Raw genomic sequence first — 24,801 nt, 5'->3', positions numbered from 1 at the left:
GCTTGTCATGAATTTATCCCATATCCGTCTGGTCCTTTTGATTCTCACCCTTTCCCTGGGCATCTGCCTGACCGCCAATGCCCAGGATAGCGAGCTCAAATTCAAGCTGAAACCGGGAGCAAGCGGCAAGCTGTGCCTGGATTGCCATGATGCCTTCAAGGAGAAGCTTGCCAAGTCTTCGGTCCATACCCCGCTGAAGAAGGGGGATTGTATTGGCTGCCACAATCCTCACAGCTCTGATCACGGCAAGTTGCTGGCGGCCGATATGACGAACATCTGCGCCACCTGCCACAAAAGCATGGTGCCCGCCGGTGCCAAGAGCGTCCACAAGGTGGTGGCCGAAGGCACTTGCACCAAGTGTCATGATCCCCACAGCACCAACAGCAAGTTCAATCTCCTCAAGGGGGGGAACGAGCTCTGCTTTGAGTGTCACAAGGGGATGGGGGAAACGATCGGCAAGGCGAAATTCAAGCATTTACCCGTCACTAAAGGCTGCCTCACCTGTCACGATCCCCATGCTTCCGGCAAAGCCGATTTCCTGCTCAAGGATTCTGTCCCGGCACTCTGCATCGGCTGTCACAAGACCGACCGGCCCAATTTTATCAAGAGCCACATGGGCTACCCGGTGGCAGGGTCCAGATGTACCGGTTGCCATGATCCCCACGGTTCGGACAGGGGAGGTATCCTCTATAACAACGTCCACAAACCGGTCGTCAGCAAGATGTGCAACCAGTGTCACGAGGCTGCCAATTCCACCACCCCGCTCAAGACGAAGAAAGCCGGCTATGAGCTCTGCCGCGTATGCCACAGCACCCAGGTGAACTCCATGTTCGCCAAAAACAGGGTTCATTGGCCGATCCTCGACAAGGAAGGGTGTCTGAGCTGCCACAATCCCCATGCCTCAAAGCAGAAGGGACTGATCAAGGCAGACCTGATCACCACTTGCGGACGCTGCCATCAGGACACCATCAGACGGCAAGAGAAATCCATGACCAAGCACGAGCCGATAAAAGATGGGAAATGCACCTCCTGCCACGATCCCCATGCCTCCGACAACGCTTTCCTGTTCAACCAGGCAAACGTCATTGACCTGTGTGGAACCTGCCATGACTGGCAGAAGCATTCCACCCATCCCATCGGCGAGAAAACCCGCGATCCGAGGAACAAGAACGTCTCCGTACAGTGCCTCTCCTGCCACCGGGCGCACGGCACCGAATACAAGCATTTCATACCGTTCCCCACTACAAGTGATCTCTGCGTGCAATGTCACGAACAGTTCAAGAGGTGATGACGATGATAACTGGAACAATCAGACTTAACCTGGTCCTGGCATTGCTGATGATCCCCGTCCAATCCTTCAGCGCCCAAACGACGACGCTGAAACTGGTTCAGCCGGTTCTTACGGATGCCAAGGAGGGGATGCTGAAGAGCCCCCAGGGGGTTGCCTGCAACAAGGAGGGGCTGTTCATCGTCGGCGATACCGGCAACGGCCGGCTCCTGACGTATACTTTCAAGGATGATGCGGTAAAAGGGGGGGGGGAGGTCAAGCTCCCCCAGATGATCTATCCGCAACGGCTCCAGCTCAATTCCAAGGGGGAGATCTTTGTTCTCGACGGCAAACTGCGTCGCATACTCCGGCTGAGCCAGCAGGGGGCTTTCATCGGTTTCCTCGATCCTCAGGGGCTTCCGGGGGGGACTGCCCCCGTGCCCAAAAGCTTCAAGATCGACGAACAGGATAACATCTACATTCTGGACACTTATTCCGAAAGGGTAATCGTTCTTGATCCAGCCGGCAAGTACCTGAAGGAGGTTCCTTTCCCTTCGCCCCATGGCTTCTTTACCGATCTGGCGGTAAATGCCGAGGGGAGCATCTACCTGGTAGACGGCACCAACTCCACAGTCTTCGTGGCGGAGAAGAAGGCCATGGCCTTTGTCCCACTGACCAAAAGCATGAAGGCGGACATGGACTTTCCCGGCTATATCACCACCGACAGCCGGGGGAATATCTACCTGGTTGACCAGAACGGCGGCGGCATAATCGCCCTCGGCCCGGACGGGTCGTTCCGGACCCGCATGCTCAGCATGGGGTGGAAGCCGGGGCTGCTCTACTATCCCGGTCAGATATGCCTCAACAACAAGGGGGCCCTTTTTGTAGCAGACCGGGACAACAACAGGGTGCAGATTTTTGAAATGGCCAAATGATGACGTGTTGAAAGAGAATTGAGGGCGTCATCCACGAGAGAGACACTCTCGAATGGCTGGCGCCAGCGTTTCGAATACCTGAAAAACGAGGATATCATGGAAAAAAAGTCTGTGCTTCTGCTCATACCGGTCTTTCTGTTTGTTGCATTCGCATCCGCTTCTTTTGGCGACGGTTCAGCCACCAATAGCCGTACCACACAGGCCAAGGCAGCTAAAACGGCCATCAGGAAGGCAACCGGCCCGAATGCCGTGACGGTTGAGGAGGCCTACCGGGACAGCATCAAGCTTGATGGCAAAGTAGTCGTTATCAGAGGCAAAGTGGTCAAGGTTACTGCCGGGATAATGGACAAAAACTGGGTACACATCCAGGATGGGACCGGCTCATCGGCCAATGGTACGTACGATCTTACCTGTACCACTTCCGACCCGCTGCCGGCCAAGGATACAGTCGTTACCCTGACGGGAACACTGGCGAGGAACCGGGATTTTGGCGCAGGATATTTTTACAGCGTTATTGTGGAGAACGCCAGCTTCAGCAAGAAATAAGGCTGTGCCAAGTCCGCTGTTCCCTATGGCCTATTGCTTGTGCTGGTCCTGTTCATGACATTTGTTGCACAGGGACCATTGAAAGGTGGCGAAACTGCTGGCAGGCCTGCCATACATGGATTGCTGGTATTCCGCCATGGTTTTGCCGGTTGCATATTCACCCTGCTGCCCCTGTGGCGTCGAGGCATCGAGCCCGGGATAGGAACCGGACACGGTCAGGTAGGACCCCTTGGCTGTATTCCACCTGGTGCAGCTGTCCCAGGCGGAGGCGTGGGCGCGATGGCAGGTGAGGCACTGCACATTGTCGGTGGGGGATGCGCCGGCAGTGCTACCCGTATCGGTGGCAAGGGTTGACAGGGTGGAAATGCTCTCTTCGAATGGTACCAGCGAGTTGTATCCGACGGCGGGATTGGTGTTGGTGAGATTGCCGGTAGAGATATAGGCGTTGTAAGTCATAGCCACATTGCTGAGTTTGGCGTTGTACCCGGAAGGGTGATTGCCCACCGTAGTCGCAGGATTGACGGTATTATGCGTCAGGGCGCCATGACAGTTGCCGCACCATTCGGACATCCCCAGCCCGTAGGCCACCCGGGTGTCGGAAGTAGCTTCTGACCTGTTATAGGTGGCTGGAGCCACCGCGACAGGGGGGTTGGCGACAAAGCCGAAATTGCCTTGCAAAGAGCTCGGCTTGTAGTACTGCCCTGCCAGGAGACGGTAGGAACCGACGGCGGCAGATGAAGTAGGCTGTGCCCCGTAGGACCCCGAGCCGTCGATGGGCTTTCCCGTTGTGGCGATGGTGGTGCCGCCGGCATCCAGTATGCGGTATTTGCCGTGGGGGTCGTGGCAGCTGGTGCAGGCCAGACTTGCTGTCGGGTAGAATCCCCCGGGTGCGGTCGACCAGCGGGCGCCGTTGCTGAAGTAGAGAAAATCCGCCGCATTGATATTGTGACCGTGGTTTGCGCCGGGACTGGATTGGGCAGTTCCTGTGGAGGTGACCCAATTGTAGTTCTTTTGCAGGTAGGCGAAATCCCCTCCCGGGGTCAACTGGAGGGGATACGACCCCGGTGCCGGGACCGGATTGGTGGCAACCTTGTAGTTGTCGGTGGGGGTTGACCCCGCATGGCAGATGAGGCAGGTCGAACTCTGGTCGGAGCCCTTGAGCAGATAAGCGTAGCCTCTATCCGGCTGTCCCCCGCCTTTCGTCATCGGCAGATTTCCCGACGAGTTGTGCATGGTATGGCAGCCGTCACATCCGGCAACACCGCCGTTGTGGAAAGCAAGGGCAACCTTTGCTGAAACGGAACATGCCAGCAAGGCAGAAGCGAGGATTGTCAACTTAAAATAAAAAGTTTTCATAGGTAACCACCAGGCATTGATTTATAATTATACGGCTCTTTTTTTATAAGTCAACGACATAAATGTCTGATATTGAACTTTTTTTAACTGTCAGCCGTATATTTGTGACAGTAATTAATGTGTACTCCTATGCTTTATGTCAGATAAATTATTATACTAACTAGCAGTTGCTGTAGACATTAATTTTGCCAGTCAGTATGATGAAGCACTGATTGATGCTCATACTATTTTAAATAGCAAAGAGAGGTAGCAGAATGAAAATTAGTGCGGTTATTGTCATAGTTTTATGTGTCGGGGCCATGTTCGTTCCACCTGGTTCTGCCAGAGAGCCGAAAGCCCACATCTCGGCGTCTGCCCAGGCGGAAAACGCGGATAAAAGCCTCATCGACCTGAACCTGGCAAGTCGCGAGCAGTTGATGGCCCTGCCCGGCATCGGCGAGGGCGAGGCGAAAAAAATCATCGAGGGACGCCCGTATCAGATGAAGACCCAGTTGTTGAAGAAGGAAGTCATTCCCGTCGATACCTTCTACGGCATCGTCAACAGGATCACAATCGACCTGAATGCCTACGACAGGGTGACCAGGGAGAAAGAACGGAAAGCTTTTGCCGGGAAGATAAATAACGGTGCTAAAAAAGTGAAGACCCGCAGTGGCCTTGTCTACCAGGATCTGGTTACAGGGACGGGCATATCTCCTGACCAGGGAAAGACTGCCAAGGTGCATTATACCGGCTGGCTGAAGGATGGGACCAAGTTCGACAGTTCCCTTGACCGCAATGAACCCTTCAGCTTCGTCGTTGGCAAGGGCGAAGTGATCAAGGGGTGGGACGAAGGGGTCAAATCCATGAAAGTGGGGGGGAAACGGCGGCTGATCGTTCCCTCTCAGCTCGCCTACGGCAAAAAGGGGGCCGGTGGTGTAATTCCTCCCGGTGCTACCCTTATTTTTGAAATAGAATTGCTGGAGGTCAACTGATTACGGGCATGACAGATACCGTGGGGAGAACCAGAAACAAGTACAGGGAGAAAGTGATGACAAACGCAACACGAAACAAAATGTTCCAGCTTCTTTGCATGGGCCTTGCCGCCGTCTTCGCCCAGTCCGCCGGGGCAAATTTCTCGACGGGGTATTCTGCCTACCAGCACCATGACTATCCGACCGCCTTGCGCGAGTTAAAGGCGGATGGAGGCGCCCAGTCTGCCTACCTGCTCGCCATCATGTACTACAAGGGCGAAGGTGTACCCCCCGACAAAAAGGAAACAGTGAAATGGTTGAGGCTGGCAGCAGAGAAGGGAAACGCCATAGCCGCAAACAACCTGGGGATGATGTATGACAAGGGTGATGGCGTTGCCCAGAATGTGCCGGAGGCGGCAAAATGGTATCTCATGGCTGCTGAAAAGGGGCATGCCCCGTCACAGTTCAATCTGGGCCTCATGTATACCAATGGGGAAGGGGTCGCAAAAGACCATGAAAAGGCGGTGAAGTGGCTGCGCAAGGCCGCCCGCCAAGGGAATGTGAATGCGCAGAAGCTATTGCGAGTCATGGGTGAAAAACAGTAGGACAGTTCAGTTAAGGGTCTGCTGGAGTGGACGGCCCGGTTCCTCGCCAGTCGGAATGGATGTACAACCGGGAGCCTGGACGCGCCGGGTTCAAAAATTGTCAGGTATTCACGAGGTGAAAGGTTATGAAGTTTCTGAAAATGGCACTGTTGATGGTTTGCGTGGTCTCACTTTCCTGTCTGGTCGGATGCAGCAAGGCCGACACCCGGTTGGTCGGCAAATGGAAAAACCAGTCGTTACCGGAAATTGTGGAATTCAAGAGCGACAAGACAGGGATTTTTCTTGTGAAGGACAGCCCCTCGCTCCCCTTTACGTGGACGGTTGTGAAGGGGAGTGAGGTGAGAATCGATATCCCTTTCCAAGGGCAAGTACGTTCATTGACAGGAAGCGTGGAAAAAAATGTATTCACCCTGAACGGACAGGGGGAGCAGGCGGTGTATGTGAGGATGGAGTAACCGTCCACCGTCGAGAGCATCCGCAGGTTAACAACATATATTAACTTCTCCAGAGCCGCGGCTCCCTTTTCAGGGGGCTGCGGTTTTTTCCTTGGCGACAGTCGGTATCTGCCCGGATTTGTTGAATTTCGTGCTTTAGATTATCTCCGGCATGTGCAATAATCCACCTGCCGTTACAAGATAATCCTGAAAAGCACACTGCAAGGAGCTTGCCCCATGCTTTCCCCAAGGTCGTTCAGACAGGGCCTGTATATCTTGACGAGACTCTGCCTCTGCCTGTATCTGTCGGTCGTTGCTGCCCGGTATCTGAACAACCGGAATTATGCAGATTACATGGGCAGAGCGCTGGTGAAGATACATGCGGAAGCGCGGTTTGGTCTCGATTCCAGCCAGCTGGCAAAACTGCTCCTTGAGGGAAACCTTGCAAAGCTTCAGGAACTGCTTGACAGGAACGCCGGCATCTACGCCCTGGCGATAACCGACTGCACGGAAATGAAGGAGACATGCAGCGGACAGAAAATTCTGTTTGCGACCAATCCTGCCTTGATCCGTAGCGGAGGGATCCGCACGGAAGACTTGATACGCTATCCTTACGTGGTTCTGCGCCGGCCATCTTCCTCAATCCTCGACATTCTGGAGCACCAGGCGAAGGGGGGGGCCGGCAAGGGGACGATTATCGGCCGCGTCTATTCCATCAGTACTATCCCGACCTTCATAGAAGACTACCGCCTCTGGATGAAGGATCCCTTCCGAAACGACGATCTCTGGCGACGCTACCTGATTAGCATGACAACGTGCCTGTCGGGGGGATTGGGGTTCTGGATACTTATGGAACTGTTCCTGAAATTACGCCGGATCGAGCGAAAAAATGCCCGGCTGCGGGAACACGACCTGCTCCGGGATGCGGACATCTTCCTGCGGCAGTTCGAGGCAAAGGAACGGCAGCTCGAGGAAGAGGAACGCCGTTCCCACATTCAGTTCGAAGCGTACATTGGCAGGATACGGGAACTGGAGCGGAAGCTGCAGAATGTCGACGACTACCGCCGGAGCGCGGAAACCCTCATCCGGGAGTTGGAGGAGGAAAAGACCCAGCAGTCGGTGGCCTTCAGGGATGAGCTGGAACGGACCAACCTGCAGAAACAGGCGCTCCAGGCCGAGTTCGAAAAATACCGGAAAGACCCCCGGAAAGATCGGCCCGGTGCTTCGACGGCCCTGGAAATCGCCATAAATCCCCAGTTTGCCAACAGTTTCGAGAAGAAGGTGTACTCCGCTATCGCGAACAGTCCCCGGTGCCAGAAGGGTGACTGGAACGTGGTCACCAATTTCGATGTCGCCATCGGCAGGGGGGGAAGCCAGTTTGTGGACTGCATGGTCATCAGCAGGGACTGTCTGGTCGTGGTCGAGGCGAAAAACTATTCGGGAAGAATCGTTGCGGAGGGTGACCTGGAGAACACCGCCTGGCTCTGCCACAGCGCCGACGGCACGACGATGGAAGTCAAGAGCGCCTGGGGGACGAACCCGTACCACCAGGTGCGCGAATACACCATGAGCCTGATGAACCTGGTGAAACGGGGAAGGTGGAAACTGTCGATCTACGGGGTCATCGTTTTTCCGGAAAGGACTGACATCGCGGGGTTGGATGAAAAAATCGGCAAATTCTACCGGGTCACCACCTTCGACCGGCTGGTCGGCCTGCTCGGGAATCTGGACGCCGAGGCCCGTCGCATGAACGCCTTTACCAAGCGTCCTTCTCCCGAACAGATCGAGAATCTGATCCGTGGGAAATGAGGCGCATTACGTGTTGATCCCGGAGCGGAGGCTTGCTCTCACAATCTTGACCGGTCTAGTTCGGAAGGTTTTACCGGTCCGGCTTCGGCGATTACCTTGATCGCCCACAACTGAGACCCGCCAATCCCGTTTCCCGCTCTGCATGCTTGGAGTGCTCATTAACCACCTGAAAAAAACGTCGTATGTTGTCAATGATGTCCGCCACAACTACTGGGGTACTTGCCATAACATTCCCTTCATCTGCATGATTCGTAACCGCCTTGCATGTCAATCACGAAGAGCTATCACGTTGTTTTTTAGCATAAAACGTTGGCAAAGCCTATTGTAAAGGCATTCCTACGTGTCTTGTTTAAGCGCCTGTACGCATAGAAGTAGCAAGAACGTGCGGTGATTTTTCCGCAACGCAGTTTTTGTAAACGCGTCTTTGGGACGGTTTTTGTGAATTATGCCTTTTTAAAACAGTAGGTTGTGGTTTAAATAAAAAAACAAAAATTATAGTTGCATGGTAAATAAAAAGTTGTTATATTTTGCAACAGCAAATAATATTTTACGCATTACTATTGAGTGTCAGCAACGCAATAAATCGGCGCGATACAAAACGGGTTACCATGAACAGGAAGTTACTCATCAGCACAATTTTTGTCGCAGCGTTCTTCCTGCTCTTCCTGGGGATGCGCAATCCTTGCCTGTCGGGAGGAAGCACACCCAAGCAGCGCCCGCGTGCTGTTATCGAAAACACCACACAAAAGTCACTTGATATAGTCAAGTGGTTGAACGCTGAAGCCGCTGAACCCCCAAGGTTTTTCTGCCTCGCTCCAGTTCAACGCATAACGCTGTTAGCCCCTACCGTAAAGCCCTCCTCACCGACTTTCATATTAACCGAAAGCCTGGCCGCTCGCGCACCACCTTCATTCATGTCCCTGATTTCCTGATTCATCCTTTCTTCTCAGTAATGCTTTATGAGGCTCAACGTCTCAAAACAGCAGTTTTAATCTCTGCGGGTAGAATTCACCGCCCCTTGGGGCGTTGTTGTGTCGCATTGCAAGAAGCGATGCATTACTTGCAGTAGATACCCCGCTGCTTGCGGCGGGGTGATTCATTATCGCTGCTATTGAGAGTTGTCCACCGTTTCAGGCGGCAAGGGCTCAAGTGCATCATGTGTCGCCGCTTTGCATTCCGGATCGAGTATAAACAGGCTTTTCGAGCGTATTCGTTGATCTCTGCAATTTCGCGCTCGATGCCTATCCCCATGCTCCAGAACTTAAAAGAAGCGAGGGAGATATAAAAATGGTGAAAACAAACATTCAAGATTATTCCGTACGAACCGTGGAAAATGTATTTGACATACTGGAACTGATAACAATTGAAGATATGACGCAGGTAACGATACCCCGTCTCTGCTCCGTATTGAATATCAGTAAAAACAAGGCATTTCGACTCATGGTAACGCTCGAAAAACGGGGAATTGTGGAAAGGTATCCCGGAAGCGGCAATTATGGGCTTGGCGTCCGCGCCGTTGGACTTTCCCAGAAAATATTGCATTCCTCCAACATTATTGTCCATGCGCATCCGGTTATCGAAGAACTGGCAAAAAAACACGATGAAGCGGTGTACATGACGGTCCTGAAGGATGACGAGGTGACGTTCCTGGACATGGTTGACTGCGAGCAAAAAGTCAAGGCGGCTCCACTGATAGGCAAGCGTTTCCCGTACTTCAGCAATGCTGCCGGCAAGGTCATCAGAGCCTTGGAAACAAAGGAACTGAATAAAGTGCTCAAGAGAACAGTGCGGAAACAGGACCTTTGTAATTTGGACCTGCTGGAGAACGAACTGGCTGACATCAGACAAAAAGGGGTGGCTGTCGATTGCGATGGTCTGGGAGACGGTATCATCAGCGTTGCAGTGGCAGTCAAAGATTACGCTGGCAAGGTCGTTGGCGCCATAACGATTCTGGGCCCATCGTTCAGGATGCTGGCAGAGCGACTGGAAAATGAAATTATTCCCTCATTACGTGAGGGGGCGGAGATGCTTTCCGGAAGGTTCGGTTACGCGCGGGGATAACTGAAAGTAAAACACAACTAACCAGGAAAGGAGGAATGACAAGGCTGCAGCAACAAAATAATAGAAGAGGGTAGAAACTGGTTCGCGCTGAAATTCAAAAACATCCCACAAGGAGGAAGCTATGTCGGTAATAATCGCAAGCAAGATACAAAGCAATCCTAAATACCTTGAATTGGTCCATCGACGCAATACGCTTGGCTGGACGCTCTCGGCAGTTGTCTGTGTTCTGTATTTCGGTTTCACCCTGATGATTGCGTATACCCCTGATATTCTCACTACCCCCATCGCTGCCGGCAGTGTCATCCCGACAGGCATGCTGATTGGCCTCGGCGTAATACTGGCCTCATGTGCAACGACAGGAATTTATGTTTACATGGCAAACAAGACCTTCGACCCCATCATTGAAGAAATCGTTCGGGAGGCATCCAAATGAAAATATTTAAAACGGTTTCTTCAGCAATGTTGACCCTTTCTCTGCTGTTCGTCTCCACGCTATCGCATGCCTTTGATGTCCCCGCGGCTGCGCCTGCTGCTGCGATCCCGGCGGCAGCACCGCCACTCAACTGGCACGCCATTATCATGTTTCTTATTTTTGTCGGCATTACCCTGGGCATTACCTACTGGGCTGCAACCCACACCAAGACCGCGTCCGACTTCTATGCCGCCGGGCGTGGCGTTACCGGTTTACAGAACGGCATGGCCATCGCCGGCGACTACATGTCGGCCGCGTCGTTCCTTGGTATCGCTGCCCTGGTGTACTTCAACGGTTTCTACGGCCTGATCTTTTCGGTCGGCTGGCTGGTCGGTTGGCCGATCATCCTGTTCCTGGTCGCGGAACGGCTTCGAAACCTGGGTAAATACACCTACGCCGACGTTGTCTCCTTCCGTCTCCAACAGAGACCGATCCGCATCATGGCGGCCATAAGCTCTCTGATCGTCGTCATCTGGTATCTGATCGGCCAGGCGGTGGGCGCCGGACAGTTGCTGCACACCCTTGTCCCGCAAATGTCCTACAAGCTGTCCATCGTAATCGTTGGTGTGTTGATCATCCTCTACGTTACCCTGGGCGGCATGAAGGCCACAACCTGGGTACAGATCATCAAGGCCGGCCTGCTCTTGGGCGGTGCGTCCTGCATGGCGTTTGGCGTGATGCTTCACGAGGGCTTCAGCTTTGCAAAACTGTTCTCCGATGCAGTGGCCCTTCATCCCAAAGGTATAAAAATCATGCAGTCAGTGGTGCCGATCGGTGCAAAGGCTAATCCCATCGAGTCCATTTCATTGGGCCTCACGCTGATGTTCGGTACTGCTGGCCTGCCGCACATCCTGATGAGATTTTTCACCACAACTGATTCCAAGGCTGCTCGCAAATCGGTTCTGTACGGCACCTGCTTCATCGGCTATTTCTACATCCTGACCTTCATCATCGGTTTTGGCGCCATCATTCTCGTTGCCAACAATCCGGAGTATGTGGTTGATGTCACCAAGAGCGTCCTCAATCTCAAGGGCGGCGGCAGCATGCCGGCTATTTATCTGTCGCACGCCATCGGCGGTAACTTCTTCCTCGGCTTCATCGCCGCGGTTGCCTTCGCCACCATCCTAGCCGTTGTATCCGGACTGACATTGGCCGGCGCCTCGGCTCTGTCGCATGATATCTATGCGAGCGTCATCATGAAGGGTAAAGCGGACGAGAAGAAAGAAGTATGGGTATCGAAGATGAGTGTTATCGGACTGGGCATCCTTGCCGTGCTCCTCGGTATTGCCTTTGAGAAACAGAACGTTGCCTATATCGTGGCGCTGACCTTCTCAATTGCCGCCTGCACCAACTTCCCCATATTGGTAATGTCTGTTTTCTGGAAGGGCCTGACCACGCGCGGAGCGGTGATGGGCGGTTATACCGGCATCTTTGGCTCTATCGGACTGCTGATCATCGGACCGACCGTATGGACCAAGGTTCTCAGCATGGGGCCTGCCATCTTCCCGTATGACTTCCCGACCTTTGTTGTACTCCCTTTGGTGCTTATCGTTGCCTATGTTGCGTCAGTAACTGACGGCAGCGAGAGCGCGAAGAAGGAACGTGCAGCATTCGATGCACAGATGATCCGTGCCGAAACAGGTTTGGGCGCTGAGGCGGCTGCTGAACACTAAACCTGAGGTATTTATGATTCGGACTGGCTGCCGGAAATTCTCCGGCAGCCACGGAGAAAACAGGCAGCCTCGCTGTTCTGGGTGACCTGGATCCAAGGCGTTATAAAAAGGCAAATATAGCTATGAAAAGAACATGGGTGGCGCATTCCTTGAGAGGTCTCTGCAAACCGCTCTTACCGAGGCGCTCCGACACGTTTGACGAGATTTATGTCCGCCGGAACACCGGCATCGGCATGGCCAAGGCGATCGATCACTGATTTCTCACACCAAAGAGATTGTTATGATATGGGGGGCTATGCCCCCCTTTTTTTTCAGTGGAGTATTAGTTGTCGTTTTTTCCTGTATTAAGAGGGGCTTCCTTCAATACTGAGTTTTGATTTTCGCTGTTCATAAATGCCAGAGTAGATGAACACCACTAAACACCTGCTATAATTTTGCATAAGCAAATAATGTGTACATACCTAAGGTTCCTACAAAAGTACGTTGCAAAGGAGTTTGTTTATGGCAAATTCTCTCGACCTCGGCCTCATAGGCAACTGTCAGATAGGCGCACTGATCGACACTACCTCTGAGATCGTCTGGTATTGCTTGCCGCGTTTTGATGGCGATCCCGTTTTCTGTTCCCTGCTCGGCAATAGTGCTGCAACAGACCGGATAGGTTATTGCTCTGTGGAAATGAAAGATCAGATAGGGGCCGAACAGACCTATCTTGCAAACTCGGCACTGCTTGTCACACGCCTTACTGATGCCCAGGGTGGGGTTGTTGAGATCACCGACTTCGCTCCGCGCTTCCGGCAGTATGGTCGGATGTTTACGCCGACGATGCTGATCAGAACAGTTCATCGCCTGCAGGGGAGTCCCCGCATTCAGCTTCATATCCGCCCCTCCCATGATTATGGCCGGGGACGATGCGATATCACCTACGGCAGTCACCACATCCGTTACGTATCGCCCAATGGGGTAATGCGGCTCAGCACGGACGCATCCATTACCTCCATTCTTCAGGAGATACCTTTTTTTCTTGAAGATCGGATAACGCTGATCTTCGGCCCCGACGAGACGATCCCGGGAGGCATTCAGGAACTGGCCCAGAGGTTCCAAGCTGAAACGCTTTCCTACTGGCACGAATGGGTGCGTGACCTGGGAATTCCCTTTGAGTGGCAGGACGAAGTCATTCGCGCTGCGATTACCCTCAAGCTTAATACCTTTGATGATACGGGGGCCATCATTGCCGCCATGACCACATCAATTCCCGAAGCACCCGATTCCGGACGAAACTGGGATTATCGCTATTGCTGGATTCGTGATTCCTATTTCGTAGTCAACGCGTTGAATCGCCTGGGCGCTACCCGAACCATGGAACACTACCTGAGTTACCTGATCAACGTGGTCGCTGTTGCTCCTGGGAAGCAGATTCAACCGGTATACGGCATAGATGGCCGGGCACGACTCGAGGAGAGTGAAATCAATACTCTCCCTGGATACCGCGGCATGGGACCGGTCAGGGTTGGCAATCAGGCATATGAACAGCTTCAGCATGACGTGTACGGTTCGGCAATCCTTGCGGTAACCCATGTCTTTTTCGACCAGCGTTTGGTGAATCGTGGCGATACGGCCCTGTTCCATCGTCTTGAGCCGCTCGGAGAAACCGCCATACAGGTTCACGACCAACCGGATGCCGGATTGTGGGAGTTGCGTGGGACCAAGAGGGTGCACACCTTTTCCAGCATCATGTGCTGGGCGGCATGCGACCGGCTGGCAAAAATCGCCACGAAACTCGATTTGGCCGAACGTGCCACCTTTTGGAGCACACAGGCTGAGCGTATTCATGCAACTATCTGTGAGCGTGCCTGGAACGAACGTAAGAAGGCTTTCGCCGCATCGTTCGAGGGAGATACCATGGATGCAAGCCTTCTGCTGATGCACGATGTGGGATTTCTTGCGGCGGAAGACCCCCGATTTACAGGAACCGTGGTTGCAATCGAGAAAGAGCTGCGGCATAGCGATTACATTTTCAGGTATGTGGAGGAGGATGATTTCGGTGCACCCGAAAACGCTTTCATTGTCTGTACCTACTGGTACATATACGCTCTGGTGGCACTCGGCCGCAGTGATGAAGCTCGGCAGCTGTTCGAAAATCTGCTGGCGCGTCATAACCGCCATGGATTGATGGCCGAACATTTGGATGTGCGTACCGGCGAGCAATGGGGAAATTTTGTCCAGACTTACAGCATGGTTGGACTCATAAACTCTGCCATCCGTCTCAGCAAGCGATGGGACCATGCCTTTTAAAAAATGCGGAAAAGCCTATCTTGCAAAGAAAGGGAAAGGCTGCATAGTTCCTGACCGTCCCGGCAAAAATGTGATGGACGCCTGAGACAAGAGGTGCACGATGAAACCATTTCACGTGAGCGATTGCACACTTTTGACCAATATGAGTGGTTTGCCGGCTGCCGTAAATTTACGGGAACTGCGTGACCGGCTTGCCATATGCAGTGCCGATGTTCTCTATCACCATTTCTGTGAAACACCCCTGGTCCCCTTTTTCGACAATCCTGACTACCGCAATGATTTCGCCGTCTGGTCCAAGCTCCATCTCAGTGACCGGGTGCTGGCGGAACGTCTCGGGGTCATTGATCCTTACCTTGCCGCCGATATCGAAATTCTCCGTTCTCAGGTGCTTGACATTATAGATGAGCGCTTGAGTGAGGTTCAAGTAGTACCCACCGCACTCCCCGGCTCCGAATTCTATTTCCTGGAAGCAACGACCGTCGTTTTTGATACCGGGAACGTAATTGAACATCCAACCGGTCTGAGAAATGCCATCCTCAACATGACCAATAGCAGCATCTATTTTCATTTTCTGGAGGCGAAGCGTCGCCCACCCGTTTGCATTGACGATTTCTCCGCCTGGCTTGCCGACTGGGGGAACGATTTCGAGTCATATATCCAGGCACTGCAGTCTATCGATTTCATGTTCCTCACCCTTGCCGAACTCAAGAACGAACTGGCAGCCGTTGTGGCCATGCAAGGAGAATGACTATGGGACGCAAACTTGAAGCCTATGAAGGGATTGTGGGAACGGCAGTCATCAGGCAACTCCGGCAACTCGGCGAAAAACTTGCCGGGAAAAGGGTCGTACATGTCAACTCCACCCGTGAAGGAGGCGGAGTGGCGGAAATCCTTGGCTGGATGGTTCCCCTCATGGAGGATCTGGGGCTGAATGCACATTGGGAAGTGATTACCGGGTCTGGAGACTTTTTCAGCGTCACGAAATCCATCCATAACGGCCTGCAAGGTTTTCCGGTCACCATTTCCTCCGCAGGCTGGCAGACCTACCAGGATGTCAATGCCGTGAACTTCGAGCGGCTGCGTTCGTTACTGGAGGATGCCGATGTGGTCATCATCCATGATCCTCAGCCCGCACCATTGCTCAATCTCTGCAGCGACAGAAAAGGGAAATGGATCTGGCGCGGCCATATCGATATCAGTCACCCGTTCCGCCCGACTTGGAAAACACTGAAGAACTTTGTCGTGGGGTATGACGCCAGCATCTTTTCCATGTGCCAGTTCGCCCTGCCACTTCCCCATCCCCAGTTCCTGATTGCTCCCAGCATCGATCCCCTGAGTGACAAAAACTGCGATCTCGGCGCAAGCGAACTAGAGGAAGCAAGGGCAAGGTTCGGACTGGACCCTTACCGACCGCTTGTAGTTCAGATATCCCGCTTTGATCGCTTCAAGGACCCAATTGGCGTGATTGAAGCCTATCGGTTGGTTCGCAGGGTTAGTCCGATCCAGTTGATTCTTGCCGGTGGCGGAGCTACCGATGATCCGGAAGGAAAAGCCATGCTGGACGACGTGCTTGAAGCAGCTGCCGGTGACCCTGATATCCATGTGTTGCTCCTTCCCCCCGATGACCATCGTACTATCAACGCACTGCAGCGTCTGGCCGATGTCGTGATACAGAAGTCGACCAGGGAAGGTTTCGGTTTGACCGTCACAGAGGGGCTCTGGAAAGGGAAACCGGTCATAGGTGGTGATGTGGGTGGGATTCGCAGCCAGGTCGTCAATTACCATACCGGTTTTCTGGTAAACACTCCCGAAGGCGCCGCTCACCGAATCCGTTTTCTGCTCCATCATGCCGAACTGCGGAACAGCATGGGTATTAAGGCCCGTGAATACGTGCGTGAGCATTTTCTCCTCACCAGGCATCTCCGAGAGTACCTGACTCTTTTTCATCATCTTCTCAGTAAACGTGAAGAGAAGATGTTCTATGTTTGAAAATCACCTACCGGAATCCTATCCGTATTCTTCGGATCTCCTTCGGTGCCGTTCATCACCGCTTGAACAGAGAGGAACTATTCATGCAAAGGGATTCGGTTAACGACCGTCGTGGCGAAACAGACGCGGCTATTGACCCAGTCTGTGGCATGACCGTCGATCCGGCTACGACCGCGCACCGATTCGAGTACAAGGGTAAAAGCTGGTTCTTTTGCAGTGGTCACTGTCTGGAGAAATTCAAGGCCTCCCCCGAGAACCACATCGCCGCCAGCGGTAGCGCAATGATTGAAGAACCGGTGACGGGAGCAACCTATACCTGCCCCATGCACCCGGAGGTGGTGCAAAGTGGGCCGGGAGCCTGCCCCAAGTGCGGCATGGCGCTTGAGCCGCTGCAAGTCGCTCCCGAAGAGGAGCAAAACCCCGAACTGGCGGATATGCGGCGGCGTTTCCGAATAGGAATCGCCCTTACCCTCCCTCTCGTTGTCGTGGCCATGAGTGAGATGCTCCACGGGATGCCACTGAGGGGAGTTGTGCCAGCTGCCGGCTTCGGTTGGCTTGAGCTCCTCCTGGCGACGCCGGTAGTTCTCTGGTGCGGCTGGCCTTTTCTTGTCAGGGGGTGGCAATCGCTCATTAACCGCAGTCTCAACATGTTTACCCTCATCGGACTGGGGGTCGCCGTCGCCTACCTCTACAGCGTTGCAGCCACCCTCTTTCCCGACATTTTCCCCGATTCTTTTCGCGATGACCATGGAGCGGTGGCAGTCTATTTCGAGGCGGCGGCCATGATTGTCTCCCTCGTCCTGCTTGGGCAGGTGCTGGAACTGAAGGCCCGCTCCCGGACCGGTGCCGCCATAAGGGCGCTTCTGGGGCTTGCTCCAAAAACTGCGCGCCTCGTCATGGACGACGGTACGGAGGAAGACGTGCCGCTCGACCGGGTTGCTTCCGGGGATCGGTTGCGCGTTCGTCCCGGAGAAAAAGTGCCGGTTGACGGGACGGTGCTCGAAGGAAGGAGCAGTGTGGATGAATCTATGCTCAGCGGCGAACCTATCCCGGTTGAGAAAGGGCCGGGGGATCGGGTGACCGGGGCCACGGTAAATGGCACAGGCAGTCTGGTGATGCGCGCCGAACGGGTCGGCGCCGAAACCGTCCTGGCGCAGATCGTGCGCATGGTCTCCGAAGCTCAGAGAAGCCGGGCGCCGATCCAGAAGCTGACTGATGTCGTTGCCGGCTGGTTCGTCCCGGCCGTGGTGCTGGTAGCCGTGGCGACTTTTGTCGCATGGGGGCTCTTCGGGCCGGAGCCGCGCATGGCCCACGCTTTGGTGAATGCCGTTGCGGTCCTCATCATCGCCTGCCCCTGTGCTTTGGGGCTCGCCACCCCCATGTCGGTCATGGTTGCCACCGGCAAAGGTGCCACCATGGGAGTACTCTTCAAAAACGCCGAGGCGATCGAGCTTCTGCGCCAGGTGGATACCCTCGTGGTGGACAAGACGGGCACCCTCACCGAGGGGAAGCCGCGGCTTATGTCAATCGAGACCGTCGGCGAACTTGACGGCGAACGGCTTCTCTTTCTGGCGGCGAGTCTGGAACTTGGGAGCGAGCATCCCCTGGCCGCCGCCATCGTAAACGGAGCGCGGGAGGGGGGGATCCAACCTGCAGGGGCCGAATCCTTCGAGTCGGTGCCCGGCAAGGGGGTCAAAGGGCGGGTGGACGGCAGGGATATCCTCCTCGGCAACCGGCCGTTCCTGGAAAGCTTCGGTATTGAAGCCGATTTTCTCATCAACCAGGCTCAGGCCAGGCGCGTCGAAGGGGAGACGATCATGTTCGTCGCGGTCGACGGCAAGACAGCCGGACTGCTCGGCGTCGCAGACCCCATAAAGAGTACGACCCAGGAGGCGATCAGGAAGTTGCACGGGGAGGGGATCCATGTTGTCATGCTTACCGGCGACAACCGTATCACGGCCAAGGTGGTTGCGGAAAAGCTCGGCATCGATGAGGTGATCGCCGAGGTTCTGCCGGAGGGAAAGGCCGACAAAGTGAAGGAACTTCAGGAACAGGGAAGAGTCGTGGCCATGGCAGGGGACGGGATAAACGACGCGCCGGCCCTCGCCCAAGCCACAGTGGGAATCGCCATGGGGACGGGGACCGATGTGGCGATGGAAAGTGCCGGTGTGACCCTTGTCAAGGGGGACCTGCGCGGCATTGTCCGGGCGCTTCTCCTCAGTCGGGCGACCATGCGAAACATCAAACAGAACCTCTTCTTCGCTTTTGTCTACAACTCCGTAGGTGTCCCCGTGGCAGCCGGGGTGCTCTACCCCTTTTTCGGTATTCTGTTGAGCCCCGTCATTGCTGCCGCGGCCATGAGCCTAAGCTCGGTTTCGGTTGTGGGTAATGCCCTCCGTCTCAGGTGGGCACGTCTCCGATAGAAGGCAATTAATAAAAATGGCACAGGAGGAGGTCACCATGCTGGAACGCATACAGGGATTGCCGGATAATGTTCTCGGCTTTGAGGCAAAAGGAGAGGTTACTGGAGCCGACTACGAATCTGTGCTCATTCCGGCCGTTGAGAATATGCTTGCACAGCGAAAGAGTATCCGCTTTCTTTACCACCTGGGAAACGAGTTCACGGGGTTCAATGTCAAAGCCATGTGGGATGATGCGAAGGTTGGATTACAGCACCTCGCTGCCTGGGAGCGGGTTGCCGTGGTCACCGATGTGGAATGGATTCGTGTGGCAATGAAGGCGTTCGGATTTGTAATGCCGGGAAAGCTGAGGGCCTTCGGCAACGACGAGCTTGTGGAGGCTCGGCGATGGCTTGAAACATAGAGGGATAACATGTCTGAAGGTCTGAGTTCATATGATGGTTTGTGCCGACTGGAGTGAGCAATGAATATCTCGTTGGACAGATTCACCTGCCGGGTGAGGGCATGGCTGCTGAGTCAGTCTGAAAAGATCAATCACCGCGGGGTCATCAAGGATGTTTTCGCCGAAGGGGAGATGTCAGCGGGCTATATCTTCTCCCTCAGCGTGGCGAATCTGATTGCCCTCTGTGGCCTACTTGTCAACAGTTCCCCGGTGATCATCGGCGCTATGCTCATCTCTCCGCTCATGGGGCCGTTCTTAAGCTTTGGTTTCGCCTTTGTCACGGGGGATGGCATCATCTGGAGCAAGGCAGTAAGAAAGATCATCCTGAGCGTTACCTTGTCAATCATTGTCGCCGCTTTCGCTACCTATCTATCCCCCCTTAAGGAACTTACCGGCGAAATCGTCTCCCGCACGAGGCCCAACCTCTATGACCTTATCATCGCCTTTCTTGCCGGCCTGGCCGGAGCGAGTGCCCTCTGCACCAAGAAGAACTTTCTGACTGTCGTGCCTGGAGTAGCCATTGCAACTGCTGTCATCCCTCCCCTGAGCGTGGTGGGCTTTGGGCTGGGAACATGGAATCCGCAAGTCTTTTTAGGTGGATTCCTCCTCTTTTTTACCAACTTCGTCGCCATCGTCATCTCGACCTGTATCGTCTTCTACTTTTACGGCTTCCGGCGGAGTATGGCCACAGAAGTCGAACTTTCCCAGTTTAAGAAGCGTCTGGCGTTTCTTGTGACAGTTCTCATAGTCATTTCCATTCCGCTTGGCTATACCCTTCAACGTTCTATCAGTGAAGTCAAACTACGCAACACAATCCGTGACGTCCTGCATGCCAGACTGGACAGGGCAAATCAGTCCCATCTCGCTACCTTCACGTACAAGGTCGGAAACGACGACGTGCTGGAGATCGATGCGGTGGTAAACACCGTGCGCTACCTGAATGAAGCAGACGCGAAACAGGTGGAGAGTGCTCTGTCATCGACTTTGCGGCAAAAAGTGGCCCTCAACCTCGAACAGATCAAGGTTCAGACTGGCGGACTCAAAGAATTGCCGCGATCGCAACCTCCCGCGATCGCTTCGTTGAAGCCTGTCGTTGAGACACCGATTAGCCTCGGCGACCACCTGAGGACTGCCGTGAAACGGACAGAAGACCGGCTTGCACAGGTGATAATCCCTGCCAGGATTGCCGATCTCTCAGTCGGCTTGCGCAATTATTCTGCAGGCGGCTTAGCCATCCGGATGAAACTTCAGCGTGACACTCCCCTGACTGGCGACGAGACGGCATGGCTGCGGAGGTATCTTGCCGCGGACTTGGGTAGTGAGGTTCAACTGACGGTCGAAACCGCGCCTTTCGTCCCCTTGCTTGTATTCCGGACAGGGGAAACTAACCTTTCCGAAGAGATGAGAAAAAAGATGCTCGAACTCAGGGAGGTCTACCAATCGGACAAGAGTGTAACTATCCAGGTAGAAGCGTTGCCCGGGCGGGCCAGTAGCAAAGAAAGACGACTGGCGGCTGAACGGCTCAGTGGTGCGGCAGATTACCTGACCACGTCGTGCGGGGTGCCCCGTGACCGGATTACGACGAAAATCGGTCCTCTGCGAAGAAAGGGTGCGGCGGTAAAGATTTCTGTTTTGGCCGAATGAAACGTAAGATGACACCGCGAACCATGAACAGCCTTCTCGGAGCCAGATGCAAGGAAACGTTACTTGCGCATCTAGGGTAGTATGAGGCACAATTCCAACGAAAAGCCGGACAGCAAGGTAGACGCGACCCAGGAGAATGGCATGCGCCGTGGTCTTGCGCTTAGCATTACTGCTCTTGGCGTTGTCTATGGCGACATCGGCACGAGTCCTTTATATGCGCTCAGGGAGTGTTTCCACGGCAGCCATCCCCTCCCATCAACGCCGGAGAACGTACTCGGCATACTTTCCCTCGTCTTCTGGGCTCTCACCCTCGTGATCTCCGTCAAGTATCTCCTTTTTTTGACCCGTGCGGACAACCGCGGAGAAGGGGGTATTTTGGCGCTCCTTGCCCTTCTCACCCCGCGGCAGTTTCTTTCAACAGCCCAGCGTCGCTATCTGCTTCCTCTCGGTCTTTTCGGTGCAGCCCTTCTCTATGGCGACGGGGTGATCACTCCCGCTATTTCGGTCCTGAGCGCCGTTGAAGGTCTCAAGGTGGCTGCTCCGACTCTGGAACGATTCGTCGTTCCAACCACCGTTCTGATCCTCATCCTCCTTTTTCTCTTCCAGAAGCGCGGGACCGCAAAAGTAGGTGCCGTATTCGGTCCGGTCATGGCAACCTGGTTCTCCGCCATCGCCATACTCGGCATTGGTGGCATCGTGCGGGCACCCGAGGTCATTTATGCCATAAATCCACTCCATGGCGTTCTCTTTTTCATGGAGAACGGCCCCCTCGCATTTCGCGCTCTCGGTTCTGTTTTTCTCGTGGTAACGGGCGGAGAAGCCCTCTATGCCGACATGGGACATTTCGGCCGCCAGCCGATTCGCCGGGCATGGTTCGCCTTTGTGCTCCCCGCCTTACTCCTCAATTACTTCGGCCAAGGCGCCCTGCTTCTCGTCCGCCCTTCAGAGGCGACCGAACCATTCTACCACCTGGCTCCGACGTGGGCGCTTTATCCCCTCGTAATCCTTGCCACACTTGCGACGGTGATCGCCTCCCAGGCCGTCATTTCCGGTGCCTTTTCGCTAACCAGCCAGGCAATGCAACTCGGTTACAGCCCTCGTTTCCGACTGGTCCAGACTTCATCCGAGGAGATCGGCCAAGTTTATCTTCCGACTGTTAACTGGGGACTTATGCTTGCCACTCTCACCCTCGTTTTCGGCTTCGGTACGTCGACAAACCTCGCCGGCGCTTACGGTGTCGCCGTAACCACCACCATGGTCATCACAACCATACTCGCCTTCTTCCTCATGGTGAAGCGCTGGCACTGGAAAGCCACGACAGCCTGTACACTGGCCGGGCTCTTTCTCTTCATCGATCTCTCCTTCTTTGCCGCTAACCTCCTGAAGATCGGCAATGGCGGCTGGTTTCCACTTGTTGCCGGCACGGCGGTCTTTACCCTCATGGCCTCCTGGCGGCGTGGACGGAACGTGCTCGGCAAGAGATTGCGGGGAGGCAGGGAATCCCTTGAAGGTTTCATCGACAGGGTTGCAACTGCACCACCCTACCGGGTGCAGGGGACAGCGGTCTTCATGACCGGCCGCCCCACCGGGACCCCCCCCATTATTCACCATCATCTGTCCCACAACCAGGTACTGCATGAGCAGGTCATCATTCTAACCGTACTCACGGAGGAGGTTCCCCGTGTGCCGGCCGCCGAGCGGGTGTCCGTAACCGTAATGCCGCTGGGATTCGCACGGGTCATCGTCCGGTACGGTTTCATGCAGAGCCCCAACGTCCCTGTGGCGCTTCGGCAGTGCGAGTCCCTGGGGCTGTCGGTAGAGCTTGAGCACACGACCTATTATCTTGCCCGTGAAACTGTCATCTCCACGCCGCGGCCATCGGGAATGATGCGCTGGCAGGAAAAGCTCTTCGCCTTCATGTCCCGCAACTCACTGCCTGCGACCGCTTTCTATAATATTCCGGCTGAACAGGTGGTCGAATTGGGGCAGCAGGTGGAAATCTAGTCTCACGCCAAAGCGTCGCCACATCCGGCTCACTGTTCACGTGTTGCCACCTCCACGCTCGCTCCCCTGATGCGCAGGTCTCTTTGCGGAAACGGAATCTCGATCCCGTGCGTGCAGAACTTGTCATAGATGGCAAGGTTGAGAGCGCTGATGAGAAGCCCTTTCCGGTGGACAAGGGTGGTACTCCAGGCCCGCAGTTCGAAACCGAGGCCACTGTCGCCGAATTCCATGAGGCGGACCGCCGGGGCTGGCTTCTCCAGAACGTCAGGATTTTCCCCCGCAACCTCCAGAAGAAGCCGTTCAACCAGCTTCACATCGCTCCCGTAGGCAACGGAAACGGGGATGCGGAAACGGACCTTCGGATCGCCGTGACTCCAGTTCACGACGTTCTCGGTGATGAACTTCGAATTGGGGACGATAATGGCGATGTTATCGTTGGTCACCACTGTTGTGCTCCGTCCCCCGATATGCATGACATCCCCCTCCACATTTCCCACCACGATCCGGTCCCCCACCTTGATCGGACGTTCAAACAGGATAATGAGGCCGCTGATGAAGTTGTTCACGATGTTCTGGAGACCGAAGCCAAGACCAATACCGACGGCGCCTGCCAGGACGTTCAAGGCGGTAAGGTCGATTCCTGCCGTCTGGAGAATGATGACGAAGCCGACGGCTATGATGAAGTAGCGAATGATGGTGCCGGTTGCCTGGCGGGCACCGATATCCATTTTCGTCCTGGTGAGGAGTTGCTCGACGATCCATTTACGTAGTCTGCCGGTCAGGTAGAAGAGGAGCATGGAAAAGACGATCAGGTAGATGATGGCCAGAATAGTTAGCTGGGTTGCTCCGAGAGTCAGGATCGGCACGTCGAAGTAGCTCTTCATCTCTTCAAGCCATAAACGAAAGTCTGTCATGGATGCCTCCCGGCTAGAATGGCCAGAACCAGGGGATCAGGATGGTGGCCAGGAACCAGAACATGATATTGAGCGGCGTGCCGACCCGGAGAAAATCGGTATAACGGTAATGGCCGAGGCTTTAGACGAGGGTGTTCGCCTGATAGCCGACCGGCGTCATGAAGGCGGCCGATGCGGCATAGGTAACCGCCATGAGAAAGGGGCGCGAATCAACACCGTACATATTTGCAACGGCAATGGCGATGGGAGTGAGGAGTGCGGCAGTGGTGCCGACAGTTACCGTTGCCGGGTGGGTGAAGCCGTCGATCCCTTCTTCCGGAGTGACCACTCCCGAAATAATGAGTCCGGTCATGACCATGATCGAGACGAGGTCTATCGGCAGTTTCTCAGTGGCGAAGAGGATTATCGCCCCGGTGACGAAAGTAAGGACGATGGCGATTTCAACGGTCATCTTGCCACTTTCGTCTATCTCCGCTGCTCGTGCCTGAAGTTCCTTTTCCCTGACCGGAAGTAGTTACTACCATGGAACCGCCTCCGGTTCCTTCTTCACGAGAAGGACCGAACATGGCATTCTGCGGATCAGGCTCTCGTTGCTGCGGCCGAAGAGAAAGTGTTCCAGACGCCCTTCTTCGTGCGCCAACATGATCATGAGATCAATCTTTTCATCATGGACCGTTTTCAGTATCTCGTTAGTCGGTTCCCCTTCCTTGATCAGTACCTTGATCTGCATTCCCTGCGACTTTTCTTCGCGGATGATCCGGTCCAGATCCGCCTTTGCTTCCTTGAGGATATTTTTGTACTCCTCTTCAAGGGAAACAGTCGGCAGATTCCATCCCTCGAGGCCAAAAGGATTGTGGACCGCATGGATGACGAATAGTTCGGCGTGGGACAATTTTGCCAGGGTGATGCCATAGTTGAGCACCTCCCGGCAATATTTGGTCATTCTGCTGACGACGAGAATCCTCTTGATGTTTGTCATGGATAAACC

22 protein-coding genes and 1 pseudogene are annotated in these 24,801 nt (G+C 54.5%); 19 read left to right on the top strand and 4 right to left on the bottom strand.

The genetic code is table 11. The annotated features are described in order from the left end of the window. Positions 1 to 7 precede the first annotated feature (7 nt). The 3 genes from LDN04_RS15140 to LDN04_RS15130 all read left to right on the top strand — a co-directional run bounded on the left by LDN04_RS15140 (position 8) and on the right by LDN04_RS15130 (position 2,748). Positions 8 to 1,288: a cytochrome c3 family protein gene (locus LDN04_RS15140; protein ID WP_223912421.1), complete on the top strand. Its 1,281-nt coding sequence runs from the start codon at positions 8 to 10 to the stop codon at positions 1,286 to 1,288. Between the two features lie 5 nt (positions 1,289 to 1,293). Beyond that, positions 1,294 to 2,202 carry an NHL repeat-containing protein gene (locus LDN04_RS15135; RefSeq protein WP_223912419.1) on the top strand — a complete coding sequence of 303 codons (909 nt, stop codon included), beginning with the start codon at positions 1,294 to 1,296 and terminating at the stop codon, positions 2,200 to 2,202. A 96-nt stretch (positions 2,203 to 2,298) separates the two neighbouring features. Then, positions 2,299 to 2,748 carry a hypothetical protein gene (locus LDN04_RS15130; protein ID WP_223912417.1) on the top strand — a complete coding sequence of 150 codons (450 nt, stop codon included), beginning with the start codon at positions 2,299 to 2,301 and terminating at the stop codon, positions 2,746 to 2,748. A gap of 30 nt (positions 2,749 to 2,778) precedes the next feature. Here the strand turns inward: LDN04_RS15130 and LDN04_RS15125 are convergent, their stop codons facing one another. Beyond that, positions 2,779 to 4,104 carry a cytochrome C gene (locus LDN04_RS15125; protein WP_223912415.1) on the bottom strand — a complete coding sequence of 442 codons (1,326 nt, stop codon included), beginning with the start codon at positions 4,102 to 4,104 and terminating at the stop codon, positions 2,779 to 2,781. 254 nt (positions 4,105 to 4,358) lie between these two features. Here LDN04_RS15125 and LDN04_RS16865 point away from each other — a divergent pair. The 16 genes and pseudogenes from LDN04_RS16865 to LDN04_RS15050 form a co-directional block, all read left to right on the top strand. Further along, positions 4,359 to 4,637: pseudogene (locus LDN04_RS16865) on the top strand (ComEA family DNA-binding protein); the annotation flags it as partial. Between the two features lie 42 nt (positions 4,638 to 4,679). Beyond that, positions 4,680 to 5,075 (top strand): FKBP-type peptidyl-prolyl cis-trans isomerase, encoded by a 396-nt coding sequence (locus LDN04_RS16860; RefSeq protein ID WP_374045176.1) that lies wholly within the window; start codon positions 4,680 to 4,682, stop codon positions 5,073 to 5,075. A gap of 80 nt (positions 5,076 to 5,155) precedes the next feature. Then, entirely contained in the window at positions 5,156 to 5,659 is a 504-nt protein-coding gene (locus LDN04_RS15110) for a tetratricopeptide repeat protein (protein ID WP_223912413.1), read from the top strand. A gap of 125 nt (positions 5,660 to 5,784) precedes the next feature. Beyond that, on the top strand, positions 5,785 to 6,114 hold the full coding sequence (locus tag LDN04_RS15105; protein WP_223912411.1) for a hypothetical protein: 330 nt from the start codon (positions 5,785 to 5,787) through the stop codon (positions 6,112 to 6,114). A 255-nt stretch (positions 6,115 to 6,369) separates the two neighbouring features. Next, complete coding sequence (locus LDN04_RS15100) at positions 6,370 to 7,902, top strand: nuclease-related domain-containing protein (protein ID WP_223912409.1); 1,533 nt, start codon at positions 6,370 to 6,372, stop codon at positions 7,900 to 7,902. Between the two features lie 1,287 nt (positions 7,903 to 9,189). Continuing rightward, complete coding sequence (locus LDN04_RS15095; RefSeq protein WP_223912407.1) at positions 9,190 to 9,963, top strand: IclR family transcriptional regulator; 774 nt, start codon at positions 9,190 to 9,192, stop codon at positions 9,961 to 9,963. A 121-nt stretch (positions 9,964 to 10,084) separates the two neighbouring features. Continuing rightward, positions 10,085 to 10,396 carry a DUF485 domain-containing protein gene (locus LDN04_RS15090; RefSeq protein WP_223912405.1) on the top strand — a complete coding sequence of 104 codons (312 nt, stop codon included), beginning with the start codon at positions 10,085 to 10,087 and terminating at the stop codon, positions 10,394 to 10,396. Positions 10,397 to 10,422: 26 nt separating this feature from the next. After that, complete coding sequence (actP, locus tag LDN04_RS15085) at positions 10,423 to 12,108, top strand: cation/acetate symporter ActP (protein ID WP_374045175.1); 1,686 nt, start codon at positions 10,423 to 10,425, stop codon at positions 12,106 to 12,108. Between the two features lie 122 nt (positions 12,109 to 12,230). Then, positions 12,231 to 12,365, top strand: coding sequence for a hypothetical protein (locus tag LDN04_RS16855; protein WP_255573442.1), 135 nt, complete (start codon positions 12,231 to 12,233; stop codon positions 12,363 to 12,365). A gap of 244 nt (positions 12,366 to 12,609) precedes the next feature. Continuing rightward, the gene (locus LDN04_RS15080) at positions 12,610 to 14,400 is read left to right on the top strand and encodes a glycoside hydrolase family 15 protein (protein ID WP_223912399.1); all 1,791 of its coding nucleotides are present in this window, start codon (positions 12,610 to 12,612) and stop codon (positions 14,398 to 14,400) included. Positions 14,401 to 14,500: 100 nt separating this feature from the next. Further along, entirely contained in the window at positions 14,501 to 15,148 is a 648-nt protein-coding gene (locus tag LDN04_RS15075; protein WP_223912396.1) for a DUF5752 family protein, read from the top strand. A 2-nt stretch (positions 15,149 to 15,150) separates the two neighbouring features. Beyond that, entirely contained in the window at positions 15,151 to 16,389 is a 1,239-nt protein-coding gene (locus LDN04_RS15070) for a glycosyltransferase (protein WP_223912393.1), read from the top strand. A gap of 83 nt (positions 16,390 to 16,472) precedes the next feature. Beyond that, positions 16,473 to 18,812 carry a heavy metal translocating P-type ATPase gene (locus LDN04_RS15065; protein WP_223912390.1) on the top strand — a complete coding sequence of 780 codons (2,340 nt, stop codon included), beginning with the start codon at positions 16,473 to 16,475 and terminating at the stop codon, positions 18,810 to 18,812. Between the two features lie 37 nt (positions 18,813 to 18,849). After that, entirely contained in the window at positions 18,850 to 19,212 is a 363-nt protein-coding gene (locus tag LDN04_RS15060; protein ID WP_223912388.1) for an STAS/SEC14 domain-containing protein, read from the top strand. 60 nt (positions 19,213 to 19,272) lie between these two features. Continuing rightward, the gene (locus LDN04_RS15055; protein ID WP_223912385.1) at positions 19,273 to 20,895 is read left to right on the top strand and encodes a TIGR00341 family protein; all 1,623 of its coding nucleotides are present in this window, start codon (positions 19,273 to 19,275) and stop codon (positions 20,893 to 20,895) included. A 141-nt stretch (positions 20,896 to 21,036) separates the two neighbouring features. Next, on the top strand, positions 21,037 to 22,899 hold the full coding sequence (locus tag LDN04_RS15050; RefSeq protein WP_223913403.1) for a potassium transporter Kup: 1,863 nt from the start codon (positions 21,037 to 21,039) through the stop codon (positions 22,897 to 22,899). 29 nt (positions 22,900 to 22,928) lie between these two features. Here the strand turns inward: LDN04_RS15050 and LDN04_RS15045 are convergent, their stop codons facing one another. The 3 genes from LDN04_RS15045 to LDN04_RS15035 all read right to left on the bottom strand — a co-directional run bounded on the left by LDN04_RS15045 (position 22,929) and on the right by LDN04_RS15035 (position 24,792). Continuing rightward, positions 22,929 to 23,813 carry a mechanosensitive ion channel family protein gene (locus tag LDN04_RS15045; RefSeq protein WP_223912382.1) on the bottom strand — a complete coding sequence of 295 codons (885 nt, stop codon included), beginning with the start codon at positions 23,811 to 23,813 and terminating at the stop codon, positions 22,929 to 22,931. 121 nt (positions 23,814 to 23,934) lie between these two features. Beyond that, positions 23,935 to 24,264, bottom strand: a complete 330-nt coding sequence (locus LDN04_RS15040) for a hypothetical protein (protein WP_223912380.1) — start codon at positions 24,262 to 24,264, stop codon at positions 23,935 to 23,937. Positions 24,265 to 24,330: 66 nt separating this feature from the next. After that, on the bottom strand, positions 24,331 to 24,792 hold the full coding sequence (locus LDN04_RS15035) for a universal stress protein (RefSeq protein ID WP_223912377.1): 462 nt from the start codon (positions 24,790 to 24,792) through the stop codon (positions 24,331 to 24,333). Between the last annotated feature and the right edge of the window lie 9 nt (positions 24,793 to 24,801).

The sequence above is a fragment of the Geobacter sp. AOG1 genome (assembly GCF_019972315.1).
GTDB lineage: Bacteria > Desulfobacterota > Desulfuromonadia > Geobacterales > Geobacteraceae > Geomobilimonas.
The sequence above is the reverse complement of the archived record's forward strand: the minus strand, read 5'-3'. Positions and strand labels throughout refer to the sequence as shown.

What these genes read in the sequence shown, in the direction of transcription:
- LDN04_RS15140 (WP_223912421.1), top strand. Translation starts at nt 8, where the DNA reads ATGAATTTATCCCATATCCGTCTGGTCCTTTTGATTCTCACCCTTTCC.
- LDN04_RS15135 (WP_223912419.1), top strand. Translation starts at nt 1,294, where the DNA reads ATGATAACTGGAACAATCAGACTTAACCTGGTCCTGGCATTGCTGATG.
- LDN04_RS15130 (WP_223912417.1), top strand. Translation starts at nt 2,299, where the DNA reads ATGGAAAAAAAGTCTGTGCTTCTGCTCATACCGGTCTTTCTGTTTGTT.
- LDN04_RS15125 (WP_223912415.1), bottom strand. Translation starts at nt 4,104, where the DNA reads ATGAAAACTTTTTATTTTAAGTTGACAATCCTCGCTTCTGCCTTGCTG.
- LDN04_RS15110 (WP_223912413.1), top strand. Translation starts at nt 5,156, where the DNA reads ATGTTCCAGCTTCTTTGCATGGGCCTTGCCGCCGTCTTCGCCCAGTCC.
- LDN04_RS15105 (WP_223912411.1), top strand. Translation starts at nt 5,785, where the DNA reads ATGAAGTTTCTGAAAATGGCACTGTTGATGGTTTGCGTGGTCTCACTT.
- LDN04_RS15095 (WP_223912407.1), top strand. Translation starts at nt 9,190, where the DNA reads ATGGTGAAAACAAACATTCAAGATTATTCCGTACGAACCGTGGAAAAT.
- LDN04_RS15090 (WP_223912405.1), top strand. Translation starts at nt 10,085, where the DNA reads ATGTCGGTAATAATCGCAAGCAAGATACAAAGCAATCCTAAATACCTT.
- actP (WP_374045175.1), top strand. Translation starts at nt 10,423, where the DNA reads ATGTTGACCCTTTCTCTGCTGTTCGTCTCCACGCTATCGCATGCCTTT.
- LDN04_RS16855 (WP_255573442.1), top strand. Translation starts at nt 12,231, where the DNA reads ATGAAAAGAACATGGGTGGCGCATTCCTTGAGAGGTCTCTGCAAACCG.
- LDN04_RS15080 (WP_223912399.1), top strand. Translation starts at nt 12,610, where the DNA reads ATGGCAAATTCTCTCGACCTCGGCCTCATAGGCAACTGTCAGATAGGC.
- LDN04_RS15075 (WP_223912396.1), top strand. Translation starts at nt 14,501, where the DNA reads ATGAAACCATTTCACGTGAGCGATTGCACACTTTTGACCAATATGAGT.
- LDN04_RS15070 (WP_223912393.1), top strand. Translation starts at nt 15,151, where the DNA reads ATGGGACGCAAACTTGAAGCCTATGAAGGGATTGTGGGAACGGCAGTC.
- LDN04_RS15065 (WP_223912390.1), top strand. Translation starts at nt 16,473, where the DNA reads ATGCAAAGGGATTCGGTTAACGACCGTCGTGGCGAAACAGACGCGGCT.
- LDN04_RS15060 (WP_223912388.1), top strand. Translation starts at nt 18,850, where the DNA reads ATGCTGGAACGCATACAGGGATTGCCGGATAATGTTCTCGGCTTTGAG.
- LDN04_RS15055 (WP_223912385.1), top strand. Translation starts at nt 19,273, where the DNA reads ATGAATATCTCGTTGGACAGATTCACCTGCCGGGTGAGGGCATGGCTG.
- LDN04_RS15050 (WP_223913403.1), top strand. Translation starts at nt 21,037, where the DNA reads ATGCGCCGTGGTCTTGCGCTTAGCATTACTGCTCTTGGCGTTGTCTAT.
- LDN04_RS15045 (WP_223912382.1), bottom strand. Translation starts at nt 23,813, where the DNA reads ATGACAGACTTTCGTTTATGGCTTGAAGAGATGAAGAGCTACTTCGAC.
- LDN04_RS15040 (WP_223912380.1), bottom strand. Translation starts at nt 24,264, where the DNA reads ATGACCGTTGAAATCGCCATCGTCCTTACTTTCGTCACCGGGGCGATA.
- LDN04_RS15035 (WP_223912377.1), bottom strand. Translation starts at nt 24,792, where the DNA reads ATGACAAACATCAAGAGGATTCTCGTCGTCAGCAGAATGACCAAATAT.